Source organism: Streptomyces sp. NPDC087422 (genome assembly GCF_044744145.1).
Classification (GTDB): domain Bacteria; phylum Actinomycetota; class Actinomycetes; order Streptomycetales; family Streptomycetaceae; genus Actinacidiphila.
Map to the genome: position 1 here is coordinate 1,165,876 of NZ_JBIUXT010000001.1, position 12,568 is coordinate 1,178,443.

General features: G+C 72.2%; 10 protein-coding genes. 8 read left to right on the forward strand and 2 right to left on the reverse strand.

Going from position 1 to position 12,568, the window contains the following annotated elements:
* Positions 1-127 precede the first annotated feature (127 nt).
* The 6 genes from ACIO6U_RS05370 to ACIO6U_RS05395 all read left to right on the forward strand — a co-directional run bounded on the left by ACIO6U_RS05370 (position 128) and on the right by ACIO6U_RS05395 (position 5,572).
* Complete coding sequence (locus ACIO6U_RS05370; RefSeq protein WP_391160492.1) at positions 128-1,213, forward strand: substrate-binding domain-containing protein; 1,086 nt, start codon at positions 128-130, stop codon at positions 1,211-1,213.
* Positions 1,214-1,299: 86 nt separating this feature from the next.
* A complete protein-coding gene (locus ACIO6U_RS05375) occupies positions 1,300-2,265 on the forward strand; it encodes a GNAT family N-acetyltransferase (protein WP_401304758.1) in 966 nt (321 codons plus the stop codon).
* 54 nt (positions 2,266-2,319) lie between these two features.
* Positions 2,320-3,030, forward strand: a complete 711-nt coding sequence (locus ACIO6U_RS05380; RefSeq protein ID WP_401715649.1) for a VWA domain-containing protein — start codon at positions 2,320-2,322, stop codon at positions 3,028-3,030.
* Positions 3,031-3,115: 85 nt separating this feature from the next.
* A complete protein-coding gene (locus tag ACIO6U_RS05385) occupies positions 3,116-3,913 on the forward strand; it encodes a sugar phosphate isomerase/epimerase (protein ID WP_188280311.1) in 798 nt (265 codons plus the stop codon).
* A gap of 5 nt (positions 3,914-3,918) precedes the next feature.
* Complete coding sequence (locus tag ACIO6U_RS05390; protein ID WP_355337016.1) at positions 3,919-4,842, forward strand: LysR family transcriptional regulator; 924 nt, start codon at positions 3,919-3,921, stop codon at positions 4,840-4,842.
* A gap of 7 nt (positions 4,843-4,849) precedes the next feature.
* On the forward strand, positions 4,850-5,572 hold the full coding sequence (locus ACIO6U_RS05395) for a hypothetical protein (RefSeq protein WP_401715652.1): 723 nt from the start codon (positions 4,850-4,852) through the stop codon (positions 5,570-5,572).
* A 96-nt stretch (positions 5,573-5,668) separates the two neighbouring features.
* Here ACIO6U_RS05395 and ACIO6U_RS05400 read toward each other — a convergent pair whose 3' ends face one another.
* Together ACIO6U_RS05400 and speB are read right to left on the reverse strand one after the other, a co-directional pair.
* Entirely contained in the window at positions 5,669-9,640 is a 3,972-nt protein-coding gene (locus ACIO6U_RS05400; protein ID WP_401715654.1) for an ABC transporter ATP-binding protein, read from the reverse strand.
* 196 nt (positions 9,641-9,836) lie between these two features.
* Positions 9,837-10,796 (reverse strand): agmatinase, encoded by a 960-nt coding sequence (speB, locus tag ACIO6U_RS05405; protein WP_401715656.1) that lies wholly within the window; start codon positions 10,794-10,796, stop codon positions 9,837-9,839.
* 172 nt (positions 10,797-10,968) lie between these two features.
* On the opposite strand from speB, the gene ACIO6U_RS05410 reads away from it, so the two are divergent.
* Both ACIO6U_RS05410 and ACIO6U_RS05415 read left to right on the forward strand, forming a co-directional pair.
* Positions 10,969-11,787: a phosphatase gene (locus ACIO6U_RS05410; protein ID WP_355337010.1), complete on the forward strand. Its 819-nt coding sequence runs from the start codon at positions 10,969-10,971 to the stop codon at positions 11,785-11,787.
* A 90-nt stretch (positions 11,788-11,877) separates the two neighbouring features.
* Positions 11,878-12,567: a response regulator gene (locus ACIO6U_RS05415; protein ID WP_401715658.1), complete on the forward strand. Its 690-nt coding sequence runs from the start codon at positions 11,878-11,880 to the stop codon at positions 12,565-12,567.
* The last annotated feature ends 1 nt before the right edge of the window (position 12,568 follow it).

A 12,568-nucleotide genomic window follows, 5' to 3' on the forward strand; every position in this document is an offset into this window, starting at 1 on the left:
TTTCTCTCACATGCGCCACCGCTCCCCCTCGCGTCCACGAAGTGAGACCATGTGCCCCTGCGAGCGGGAACGCGCACCTCACGGCGCCCCTCGCGCCCACCGCCCCCTGCAGAAGGACCGGACCGAGATGGCAGTGACTCTGGCCGATGTGGCGGCGCGCGCCGGAGTGTCGTCGGCGACCGTGTCCCGTGTTCTGAACGGCAACTACCCGGTCGCGGGAAGCACTCGGGAGCGGGTCAGGCGCGCCGTCGCCGAACTGGACTATGTCGTCAACGGCCAGGCGCGGGCCCTCGCCGCCGCCACCTCCGACCTGGTCGGCGTCCTCGTCAACGATGTCGCCGACCCCTTCTTCGGGCTCATCGCGAGCGCCGTCCAGGCCGAGATCAGCGCGGGCGCGGCGCCGGGCGGCGGCAAGCTCGCCGTCGTGTGCAACACCGGTGGATCTCCCGAGGCCGAACTCACCTATCTCACGCTGCTCGAACGCCAGCGCGCGGCGGGCGTGGTCCTCACCGGGGGCGCCGTGGAGAGCGCGGAGCACACGGCGGCGGTCACCGCGCGGCTCACCCGGCTCGCCGCGTCCGGCGCCAATGTCGTGCTGTGCGGCCGTCCCCCGCTGACCCTGCCGGACAGCGGGCTCGTCGCGGCCACCGTCGCCTTCGACAATCGCGGCGGCGCGCGGCGGCTGACCGAGCACCTGCTGTCCCTGGGCCACCGCCGAATCGGTTACGTGACGGGGCCGGTCGAGCGCAGCACCTCCCGGCACCGGCTGGAGGGCCACCGTGCGGCCCTGGCCGCGAGCGGTACCCGGATCACCTCGGATCCGGAGGCGTACGCGGAGCGGCTGACGGTGCACGGGACGTACGACCGGGCGTCGGGTTACGACGCCGCGCTCGAACTGCTGCGGCGGGACGCGGGTCTGACCGCGATCGTGGCCGCGAACGACACGGTCGCGCTCGGCGTGTGCGCGGCGCTGCGGGACCAGGGGCTGAGCATTCCCGGTGACGTGTCGGTCGCCGGATTCGACGATCTGCCGTTCAGCGCCGATGTCTCCCCGGCCCTGACGACGGTCCGCATTCCCTTGCAGGAGGCGGGCGCGCGAGCCGGGCGGTTGGTGATGGGGCGGCTGTCCCCGCCGCCGGGCGGGGTCGCCACGATCCGTACGGAACTCATGGTCCGCGGGTCGACCGCGCCGCCGTCGGGCCGGTCCGACTGAAGTTATCCACAGGTTTCGGAGGGGTCTTCCGCCCGGCCCCGCGTCCGCCTACCTTTGACTCAGGCAAAGGAAATGGGGGATTGATCATGGCCGTCCGGGAGATCCGCGAATTCAACCGCTTCTACACCAACCTGATCGGCGCGCTCGACTACAGCCGCCACCTGCACACACCGTTCACCCTCACCGAGGCGCGCGTGCTGTACGAGCTGGCGCACGCCCCGCGGACCGACGCGGCCGACCTGCGGGTGGAGTTGTCGCTGGACGCGGGCCATCTCAGCCGGATGCTGGCCAAATTCGAAGAACGGCAACTGGTCACCCGCGGCCCGTCAGAACAGGACGCCAGGCGGCAGCGGATAGAGCTGACCACGCACGGGAGGCAGGCCGCGTCGCTGCTGGAGGAGCGGTCGGAGGAAGCCGTCGGCTCGCTGGTGGACCGCATACGTCCGCAGGACCGACCGCGGCTGTCCGAGGCGATGCGGACGGTTCGGGAAATACTGCGCGACAACACCGTCAGCGGCGACAGCGGTGGCGACGGCCGTGCCCCGGCCACCGGCGGCGAGCCGTCCGCGTCGCGGGTCGTGCTGCGCGGCGCGCGCCCCGGCGATCTGGGGTGGTCCATCGAGCGCAACGCGGAGGTCTACGCGACGGAGTTCGGGTGGAACGAGGAGTACGAGGCGCTGGTCGCCCAGATCGTCGCGGACTTCGCCGCCCATCGCGATCCGGAGCGCGACGCGGTGTGGATCGCCGAACTCGACGGACAGCGGGCGGGCTGCGTCTTCTGTGTACGCGACAAGGAGCCGGGCACCGCGCGGCTACGGCTGCTGCTGGTCGATCCGGCCGCCCGGGGACACGGCATAGGCAAGTTGTTGGTGGACGAATGCATCGCCTTCGCCCGCTCCGCCGGCTACACCGATCTGGTCCTGTGGACCAATGACATACTGGCCGGCGCCCGAACGATCTATCAGCGCGCGGGATTCGAACTCGTCGCGGAGCAGCGGCATCACAGCTTCGGCCGCGAACTCATGGGGCAGGACTGGCACTTGGCGCTGTAGGGGACAGCGCCGCGGGGCCGACACGACATCGCAGACACGGTATAGGGGGATTCCATGGCGATTTCGATGCAGAAGGTGGAGCAGACCGCGCCCGGTCTGGTCAGCCTCTACAAGCAGGCGGCCGTCAGCCTGGACAAGCACCGGCTGTCGGGCGAAAGCGCCGCGGTCTATCTGGTGCTCGACCGCTCGGGCAGCATGCGGGAGTTCTACAACGACGGCACCGTCCAGTATCTCGCCGAGCAGACACTCGGCCTGGCCGCGCATTTCGACGACGATGGCATCGTCCCCGTCGTGTTCTTCTCCACCGAGGTCGACGGTGTGGACGAGGTGTCGCTGACGCGGTACGGCGGCCGGATCAACAAGCTCAATGAGGCATACGGCCATATGGGTCGCACCAATTACGCGGCTGCCATGGAAGCGGTCATCGAGCACTATCAGCGGTCGGGGTCGACGGCGCCCGCGTTCGTGGTGTTCCAGACCGACGGCGGGCCGATCAACAAGGGCGCGACCATCGAGGTGCTGTGCAAGGCGGCGAAGCTGCCGATCTTCTGGCAGTTCGTGGGATTCGGGGACGACGAATTCCGCTTCCTGCGGCGGCTGGACGAACTGCCGGTACCCGCCAAACGGGTGGTGGACAACGCGGGGTTCTTCCCCGCGGGCAAGGACCCGCGATCGATATCCGACGCGGTGCTGTACGACCAGCTCATGGCGGAGTTCCCCGACTGGCTGGCGGCGGCCCGCGCGCAGGGCATCGTTCGTGGCTGAACAGGTGCCGAGCAGGGGCTGAACACGGGTCGGGCGGGGCCGAACGCGGTTGACCCGGCAGGAAGCGGTGCCTAGTGTCCGGCGAATGAAACTCGCCTTCTCCACTCTCGGCGTCCCGGCCCTGCCCATCGAGCAGGTGGTGCGGCTCGCGACGGAAAACGGCTTCCACGGCGTCGAATTGCGCGCCAGCGACGAGGAACCGGTCCACCCCGGTCTCTCAGCCGGTGAACGCGCCGACGTGGTGGAGCAGTTCGGCAAGGCCGGGGTCGAGATCCTCACCGTGGCCGCCTACGCCAAGGTGGCCGCGCCCGGGGACGACCAGCCGGTGCTCGACGAGATCGGCGCGGCGATGACCCTCGCGGCCGATCTGGGGGCCTCCTACGTGCGGGTGTTCCCCGGCGGAGGCGACACCGAGTCGCAGGAGGCGGACGCGGTCGCCGCGCGCCGACTCGCAGCGGTGGCGCCGGTCGCCGCCGACCTCGGGGTGCGGGTGCTGCTGGAGACCCATGACTCGCACCGCGGCGGCGCCGATGTCGCGCGGATCCTGGGCCTGGTCGGACACCAGGGGGTCGGCACGATCTGGGACGTGATGCACACCTGGCTGGCGGGAGAGCAGCCGTCCACGACCTATCCGGCACTGGCCCCGTACCTGGGCTATGTCCAGGTCAAGGACATCGCCTCGGCGGCGGACACCACGCCGCTGGCGCTGGGGGCCGGGGTGCTGCCGCTGGCGGAGACCGTCGAGGTGCTGAGCCGGGCGGACTGGGACGGCTGGCTGTGCTGGGAGTACGAGAAGCGCTGGTATCCGCAGGTGCCGGAGTTGGCGGGGCTGCTCGGCCCGGCGCGCGAGCACCTGTCCCGGTTGCTGGCCGACTCGGCCTGAACGGCATGCTCGATCTAGCGCGGCTGAGGGCGCTGCACGCGGTGCACGTCCACGGGTCGGTGGGCGCGGCGGCCGAAGCGCTCGGCTACACGCCGTCGGCGGTCTCGCAGCAGATCTCCAAGCTGGAGCGGGAGACCAGGTCCGTGCTGCTGGAGCGGCACGGGCGCGGGGTGGCGCTCACGGACGCGGCGCATCTGCTGGTGGAGACCGCGCAGCGGCTGATGTCGATCGTGGAGGCGGCCGAGGTCACGCTGGAGGAGCAGCGCGGACGGCCCACGGGACGACTGACGCTGGCGGCGTTCCCGACGGCGGCCTGCGGGCTGCTGCCCGGAGTGCTGGCGGAACTGACCGCGGCGCACCCCGCGTTGGAGCTCCGGCTGCTGGAGGTGGACGCGCATCTGTCGGTGGACCTGGTGGCGCGCGGGGCGGTGGACCTGGCCGTGGCGCACGACTGGGACATCGCGCCGCTGCCCGCGCCGCCTGGCTTGGAGCGGGCGGTCATCGGGGACGACCGGTGCGACGTACTGGTCCCTGCCGGGCACCGGTTGGCCGAGCGGGCGTCGCTGACGCGGGCGGATGTGGCGCACGAGCGGTGGATCTGCCAGCCGCCGGGGTCGGTGTGCCACGACTGGCTGGTGCGGACGTTGCGGGAGGCCGGGACGGAGCCGGACATGGCCTTCCAGGTCGGCGAGTACGGGACGCAGTTGGCGCTCGTGGGGGCAGGGCTCGGTATCGCGTTGGTGCCGAGGCTGGGGCGGGGACCGGTGCCCGAGGGCGTCGCGGTCGTACCGCTGGAGCCCGCTCCGGTGCGGCGGCTGTACGCGCTGTGGCGGACGGGGGCCGCGCGCAGGCCCTCGATCGTCGCGGCGGTCGACACGTTGAGGTCGCATTGGGCGGCTGGGCCCGGATCGGCCGCCGAGGACGGATGATCGGGGCATGCGCCCACGATTTCCGCACCGTCCGCCGCGCCCGCAGCCGGGCGGTGACCATGCCCCTGAGGCCATCGCGGAACCGGGCGGGGTCGGGGACCGTCACACCGGCATGCTGACCGTGAAGGTGAATCAGCGCGGAGCGGCCTGGGCCGTGGCACTGGCCGTTTCGCTGACCTTGGGTGCCGTCGCCTGCGGGAGCGGCACCTCGGACGCGGCGGACGGCGCGCCGTCCAGCACAACCGGGCCCGTGACGCCGAGCGGCGACACGACCACCGCGCCGCCGACGACCACCGAGCCGACGACCGCGACGCCGACGACCGGTGGCCCCACCACGGGCGGGACGACGTCGGGGACGGGGTCGATCGCCAGTCGCGTCGTGTACTTCTCGTCGTCGGTGCGGGCCGTCGCGGGGACGCACGAGGTGCTGCGCGACCGGGACGAGTTGGACCGTTTCGCCACCACCGCGGCGCACAACGACGGGAAGACGGCGGCGGAGATCTCGGCGGGCGGGGCGGCGACGGACTTCGGGCGGTACGTGCTGGTCGGCTGGACCGAGTCGACCGGGTGCAGCGCGGCCACGTCGGCGACGCTCGGCGTGGCGGGCAACTCGCTGAAGCTGCGCGTCGAGCAGCCGACGCCGACGGCGGAGTGCCTGACGGACTTCCGCGTGACGGTGGTGTTCGAGGTGCCGAAGGACCGGATCCCGGCGCGACCCGCCTTCGGCTGACCGAAGGCGGGACGCCAGGAGCCCAGAAGGGCAGAAGGGCGGCAGGCCAGGAAGGCGGGACCCGCCGGTTCGTCGCACGGGCGACGGATCCTCCCGTCACGCCACCGCGCGTACCTCGCCCGTGAAGGTGCGCCACAGCTCGGCGTAGCGGCCGTCGCGGGCCAGCAGCGCCGCGTGGGTGCCGTCCTCGATGACCCGCCCGTGGTCGAGGACGACGACCCGGTCCGCGCGGGCCGCCGTGCTCAGCCGGTGCGCGACGACCAGCGTCGTACGCCGGGTGGCGAGCCGGTCGGCGGCCTGGTTGACGAGGGCTTCGGTGGCCAGGTCGAGGGCCGCGGTCGCCTCGTCGAGAAGCAGGACGGCGGGGTCGACCAGTTCGGCGCGGGCCAGGGCGATCAACTGCCGCTGTCCGGCCGACAGATTGCGGCCCCGCTCGGCGACCTGGTGGAGATAGCCGTCCTCCAGCGTCGCGATCATCGCGTGCGCGCCGACGGCCCGCGCCGCCGCCTCGACCTCGGCGTCGGTCGCGCCCATCCGTCCGTACGCGATGGCGTCGCGCACCGTGCCCGCGAAGAGGTACGGCTCCTGGGGGACGACGCCGAGGCGCTGCCGGTAGGCGGTGAGGTCGAGTTCACGGATGTCGGTGCCGTCGACCAGCACCGCGCCGTCGGTCGGGTCGTAGAACCGCGCGACCATCTTGACCAGGGTGGACTTGCCCGCGCCGGTCTCGCCGACGAAGGCGACGGTCTGTCCGGCGGGGATGCGCAGATTCACGCCGCTGAGCGCCTCCGCGCCCTCGGCCCCCTCGCCGCCGTACCTGAAGTGCAGGTCGCGGAAGGCGATCTCGCCGCGCAGCCTTCCGACCTCACGCGGCCGGGCGGCGGCCGGGGTGGCGGTCGGCTCGTGCAGCAGCTCACGGATCCGGCCGAGCGACACCGACGCCTGCTGGTAGCCGTCGAAGACCTGCGAGAGCTGCTGCACGGGCGAGAAGAACAGGTCGATGTAGAGCAGATACGCCACCAGCGCGCCCGCCGTGAGCGTCCCCGCGCTGATCCGGTGCGCGCCCACGATCAGGACGAGCGCCGCCGCCACGCTGGACAGCAGCTGAACGAAGGGGAAGTAGACGGAGATCAGGAACTGGCCGCGCACCCGCGCCGTCCGGTAGTCGTCACCGCGTTCGGCGAATCGTTCCGCCCCGCGCCGCTCCCCCCGGAACGCCTGCACGATCCGCAGACCCGCGACGTGCTCTTGGAGGTCGGCGTTGACGACGGCGATCCGCTCGCGCGCCAGCTCGTACGCCTTCACCGACTTACGGCGGAAGATCCAGGTGGCGACGATCAGGATCGGCAGCGTGGCGAAGACCATCAGGGCGAGCTGGACGTCGATGGCGAGCAGCGCCACCAGGATGCCGAGGAAGGTGAGGACGCTGACCAGCGCCGTGACCAGCCCGGTCTGGAGGAACGTCGACAGCGCGTCCACGTCCGTGGTCATCCGCGTCATGATGCGGCCGGTCAGCTCGCGCTCGTAGTAGTCGAGGCCGAGCCGGTGCAGGTGCGCGAAGATCTTCACGCGCAGGGTGTAGAGGACGCGTTCGCCGGTGCGGCCGGTCAGCCGGGTCGAGCCCCACTCCGCCGCCCACTGCGCGATCACCAGGACCAGGCCGAGCAGCGACGCCACCCAGACCGCGCCGAGCGCCGCCTGCCGGACGCCCGCGTCGATGCCGTGCCGGATCAGCACCGGCAGCAGCAGTCCCGCGATGGCGTCCACGGCCACCAGCGCCAGGCTGAGCAGCAGCGGGGTGCGGAAGCCGCGCAGCAGGCTGCCGAGGCCGAACTTCTCCTCGGCGGTCCGCGCCCGGTCCTCGTCGACCTCCGGGGTGTCCAGGGCGGGCGGCAGCGCGGCGACCTTGGCGAGCAGGTCGGGAGTGGCGGGCATGCCCGCCAGCGCGCCCGCCATGCCGCCCTGGGTGGGGGCGCCGCGCGGCGGCCCGGAGGCGCCCGCGCCGGCGCTCCGCCGGTCGTCGTCCTCGGCCGCGGCGCGCCGGTCGGCAGGCCACAGCTCCGGAGTCACCGCCCCCGGAGTCACAGCCTCGGGACAAGCGCCGTCGCCCCGCGCCAGGTCGTCCTCGTCGAGCGGGCACTCGAAGCCGTCGAGGCCGTCCGTACAGCCCTCGGTCCGCGCACCCGCCAGTTCGGCCTGCGCCGCGGCCATGTCCGTCTGCGCCGCCTCCCACTCGATCCGCCCCGCCGGGTCGAGGTCGACCACGTCGGCGCCGAGCGCGTCCGGGTCGGTGAGCAGCGCGCGGTAGAGCGGGCAGCGCTCCTGCAACTCCTCGTGCGTGCCGACGTCCGCCAGGCGTCCCGCGTCCAGTACGGCGATCCGGTCGGCGAGCGCCAGCGTGGAGCGGCGGTGGGCGATCAGCAGCGTCGTACGGCCGCGCATCACCTCGCGCAGCGCGTCGAAGATCTCCGCCTCCACCCGGGCGTCGACCGCCGAGGTGGCGTCGTCGAGCAGCAGCAGCCGGGGGTCGGTGAGGATCGCGCGGGCCAGGGCGACGCGCTGGCGCTGGCCGCCGGACAGGGTCAGGCCCTGCTCGCCGACGACCGTGTCGTAGCCGTCGGGCAGGTCGGAGATGAAGCCGTCCGCCTGCGCGGCGCGGGTGGCGGCGAGCATCTCCTCCTCGGTGGCGTCCGGGTGGCCGTAGAGGATGTTCGCCCGCACGCTGTCGGAGAACAGGAAGCTGTCCTCGGGGACCATGCCGATCGCGGACCGCAGCGATTCGAAGGTCAGCTCCCGTACGTCCACGCCGCCGACGCGTACGGCGCCGCCGGTCACGTCGTACAGCCGCGGCAGCAGTAGCGAGACCGTGGACTTGCCGGAGCCCGAGGAGCCGACGACGGCGACGGTCTCGCCGGGCTCGACGCGCAGGTCGAAGCCGTCGAGGACGGGCCGGTCCTCGGTGTAGCCGAAGGTGACGTGGTCGAAGTCGACGGTGGCGGGGGCGTCCGCGGGCAGCGTCCTGGTGCCGTCGGTCAGCGTGGGCTCGGTGTCGATCAGTTCGTAGACCCGCTCGACCCCGGCCCGCGCCTGCTGGCCGACGGTGAGCATCATCGTCAGCATCCGGACCGGGCCGGTGAGCTGCGCCAGGTAGGTGGAGAAGGCCACGAAGGTGCCGAGGGTGATCTGGCCGCGGGTCGCCATCCAGCCGCCGAGCGCCAGCATGCCGATCTGGCCGAGGGAGGGCACCGCCTGGAGCGCGGGGCTGTAGCGGGCGGTGAGGCGGATGGTACGGAGGCGGCCGGCGAACAGCTTGCGGCTGACCGTCTCCAGCTTGTCCATCTCCTGCTGCTCCTGGCCGAAGCCCTTCACCACGCGCACACCGGTGACCGAGCCGTCGACGATGCCCGCGACGGCCGCCGCCTGACCTTGCGCGTACCAGGTCGCGGGAAACAGCCGCTTACGCGACCGGTCGGCGATAAACCACAGGGCAGGGGCGACCGCGAGCGCGACCAGGGTGAGCAGCGGCGACAGCGTGAGCATCACCACGAGCGAGAGCACGAACAGCAGCAGATTGCCGATCATCATCGGCAGCATGAAGAGCAGACCCTGGATGAGCTGAAGGTCGCTGGTGGCGCGGCCGACGACCTGGCCGGTGCTCAACTCGTCCTGGCGGCGGCCGTCCAGGCGCATGATCGAGCGGAACATCTCATTGCGCAGGTCGTACTGGACGTCCAGGGCGAGCCGTCCGCCGTAGTAGCGCCGCACATAGGTGAGCACATAGACGACGACGGCCGCCGCGATCAAGGTGAACGCCCAGGGCGCGAGCGGCTTGTCGTGCTTGACGATCACGTCATCGATGATCAGCTTCGGCACCAGCGGGACCAGCGCGGTCACCGCCATGCCGCCGAGTGACGCGCCCATCGCGAGCAGCACATTGCGGCGGTAGCGCCAGCAGTACGTGGTCAGCCGCCACAGCCAGCCCCGCTCCTTCAGCGTCCGCGCCGCCGCCCCCTCACCGGGGACAGGACCTTCCTTCGTCGTCCTCGCCCTGGTCAACGACCTTGCCACCCGCGTCCTCCAGCCCGTCCGTCCACCCGTTGCCGCCGGAGGCTGCAACGCTCCGGCGTGCGCGTTTCATCCTCCCGCAACAAATGGGAGACCAAGGTCGCGGGGCGGTGCGACCTTGGTCGTAGTCCCCGGGGCGACACCGGCCAGGCCGCCGAGGGGCCGCGAACAGGCCCGCGGGGCGGCCCTGGAGGGGCCGTCAGCGGGCCGCGGCGACCTGCCGGGACATGATCGTCGTCAGCTCGTAGGCGGTGTGCGAGGCCGCGACCGAGGTGATCTCGGCGTGGTCGTAGGCCGGGGCGACCTCGACGACATCGGCGGATACCAGGTGGCAGTCGGCCAGGCCCCGCAGGATCTCCAGCAGCTCGCGGGAGGTGAGGCCGCCGGCCTCCGGGGTGCCGGTGCCGGGCGCGTGCGCCGGGTCGAGCACGTCGATGTCGACCGAGATGTACAGCGGACGGTTCCCGACACGCTCCCTGAGCTGCTGCGCGACCTCGTCGACACCGCGCCGCATGACGTCGGCGGACGTCACGATCCCGAAGCCCATCTTCTCGTCGTCGTCCAGGTCCTTCCTGCCGTACAGCGGGCCGCGCGTGCCGACGTGCGACAGCGCCGACGTGTCGAGAATGCCCTCCTCGACCGCGCGCCGGAAGGGCGTGCCGTGGGTGTACTCGGCGCCGAAGTAGGTGTCCCAGGTGTCCAGGTGCGCGTCGAAGTGCAGCAGCGCCACCGGGCCGTGCTTGCGCGCGACGGCGCGCAGCAGGGGCAGCGCGATGGTGTGGTCGCCGCCGAGGGTCATCAGCCGGGCACCGGTGTCCAGCAGGTCGTCCGCCGCGGCCTGGACGGTCTCCACGGCCTCGTTGATGTCGAACGGGTTGGCGGCGATGTCGCCCGCGTCCGCGACCTGGGCGAGCGCGAAGGGCGACGCGTCCTGCGCCGGGTTGTACGGGCGCAGCAGCCGTGACGCCTCGCGGATCGCGTTGCCGCCGAACCTCGCGCCGGGCCGGTAGGAGACGCCGGCGTCGAAGGGCACGCCGACGACCGCGACGTCGGCGGCGCCGACCTCGTCCAGGCGCGGCAGGCGCGCGAAGGTGGCCGGTCCCGCGTAGCGCGGGATACGCGAGGAATCGACGGGGCCGCGCGGCTCTGCGCTGCTCATGGGTGGCTGCCTCTTTCGTTGGGGATCGCCCGCCTGAGGGGCGAGGCCGACCCTACGTGGCCGCCGGAAGCCACCGGAATGTACGTTTCCTCCAATCGGGGGTTCCGATTACGCCTCGGCGTCGATCCCCGGCCGGACGCACGTCCGAGCGGCGGAGCGGGACAATGTGCGCATGCCCATGGATCCAGCTGCCGCAGCACCCACCCGCCAGGCCCTCGTCGCCCATCTGACCAGCACCCGGATAGCCGGCGACGTGGCGACCAGCCGCGAGAACAACCTCGACCACTTCCGGGCGCTGGCCGAGGGAAATCGCTACTACTGGTTCGGCCTGGAGCTGGGTGACCGCTGGGACGACCAGGCGGCGGTGCTGGAGCTGATGGCCGAGCGGTGCGGTGTCGTCGCCGATCCCGGGCACCGGCACGGGCAGGACACCATCGATCCCGAGCTGACGATCGACGCGCTCGACCGGATGGCCGATGTGCTGCACAAGGCGGCGGAAAACGGCTCCAGGGTGCTGGTGGCGACCGGTCACCCGGCGGGTCTGTTCGCCGTCCACTGGGAGTTGGCCGCCGCGCTGCGCGAGGCGGGCTGCACGCTGATCACCCCGTCGGAGCGCCTGTACGCGGACGGCGGTGAGATCCGGCACCTGGCGTCCGTTTCCATGGTCCACCGGGCGGGCGGTCTGGTGCACACCCACTCGCCCGACCCGATGCGGGAGATCCTGGACGCGCTGGAGCGCGACGGCGAGCCGCTGCCCGATCTGGTGATCGCCGACCACGGCTGGGCGGGGTACGCGGGCGAGCGCGGCATCGACACGGTCGGCTTCGCGGACTGCAACGACCCGGCCCTTTTCGTCGGCGAGGCGGAGGGCAGCCTGCTGGTGACCGTCCCGCTGGACGACAATGTGCCGCCGCAGCACTACGCGCCGCTGACCGCGTATCTGCTGGCGACCGCCGATCTGACCGCCGCAGGTCAGGCCGCGCGGAACTGACGCGGTCCCGGTCCGTCGCTACGCTCGCTACCATCAATGAAGGAACAAAAGGAACATCAGGGTCAAGAGGGGGCGAGGAAGGCAGGCGCAGTGGTCCAGGTCGTGATCGTCGATGACGAAGCACTGGTCAGGGCCGCCCTGCGAAGCATCCTCGAATCCTCCGGCGACATCCGGGTGGTCGCGGACTGCGACGGGCACGACGCCGTCGGGACGGTGACCGCGACGCGTCCCGGCCTCGTCCTGCTGGACGCGGTGATGCCGCCGCCCGACGACGGACTGACCGTCCTGCGCGCCCTGCGGGCACTGCCCTCGCCGCCCGCCGTCGCCATGCTGACCGCCTTCGACACCAGCGCCCATCTGCGCGCGGCGATGGCGGCGGGCGCCACCGGTTTCCTGCTCAAGGACACCGCGGTCGGCACCCTGATCGACGCGGTACGCGTCATGGCGCGCGGCGGCACCGTCTTCACCCCCACCGTGGGCCGCGCGGTCGTCGACGGCTTCCTGGGCGGTCCGCCCGGCTCCGACGGCGCGAAGGGGCCCGGTACGCCCGAGGCGTCCGCCCACGCCGCGGCCCTGGCGCCGCTGACCGACCGCGAGACCGAGGTGCTGCGGCTGCTGGCGGCCGGGCTGCCGAACGGCCGGATAGCCGCGGAGCTGGGGATCTCGGTCGGCACCGTCAAGGACCATGTGCGCGCGGTGCTGCGGAAGCTCGCCGCGCCCAACCGGGTGGCCGCCGCCGTCGTCGCGCACCAGGCCGGGCTGGTACGGGTGTCGAAGTGAT

Excerpts from the sequence above, each read along its gene's own strand:
- ACIO6U_RS05410 (WP_355337010.1), top strand. The coding sequence starts at position 10,969 with ATGCCCATGGATCCAGCTGCCGCAGCACCCACCCGCCAGGCCCTCGTC.
- ACIO6U_RS05395 (WP_401715652.1), top strand. The coding sequence starts at position 4,850 with ATGCGCCCACGATTTCCGCACCGTCCGCCGCGCCCGCAGCCGGGCGGT.
- ACIO6U_RS05385 (WP_188280311.1), top strand. The coding sequence starts at position 3,116 with ATGAAACTCGCCTTCTCCACTCTCGGCGTCCCGGCCCTGCCCATCGAG.
- speB (WP_401715656.1), bottom strand. The coding sequence starts at position 10,796 with ATGAGCAGCGCAGAGCCGCGCGGCCCCGTCGATTCCTCGCGTATCCCG.
- ACIO6U_RS05370 (WP_391160492.1), top strand. The coding sequence starts at position 128 with ATGGCAGTGACTCTGGCCGATGTGGCGGCGCGCGCCGGAGTGTCGTCG.
- ACIO6U_RS05380 (WP_401715649.1), top strand. The coding sequence starts at position 2,320 with ATGGCGATTTCGATGCAGAAGGTGGAGCAGACCGCGCCCGGTCTGGTC.
- ACIO6U_RS05390 (WP_355337016.1), top strand. The coding sequence starts at position 3,919 with ATGCTCGATCTAGCGCGGCTGAGGGCGCTGCACGCGGTGCACGTCCAC.
- ACIO6U_RS05375 (WP_401304758.1), top strand. The coding sequence starts at position 1,300 with ATGGCCGTCCGGGAGATCCGCGAATTCAACCGCTTCTACACCAACCTG.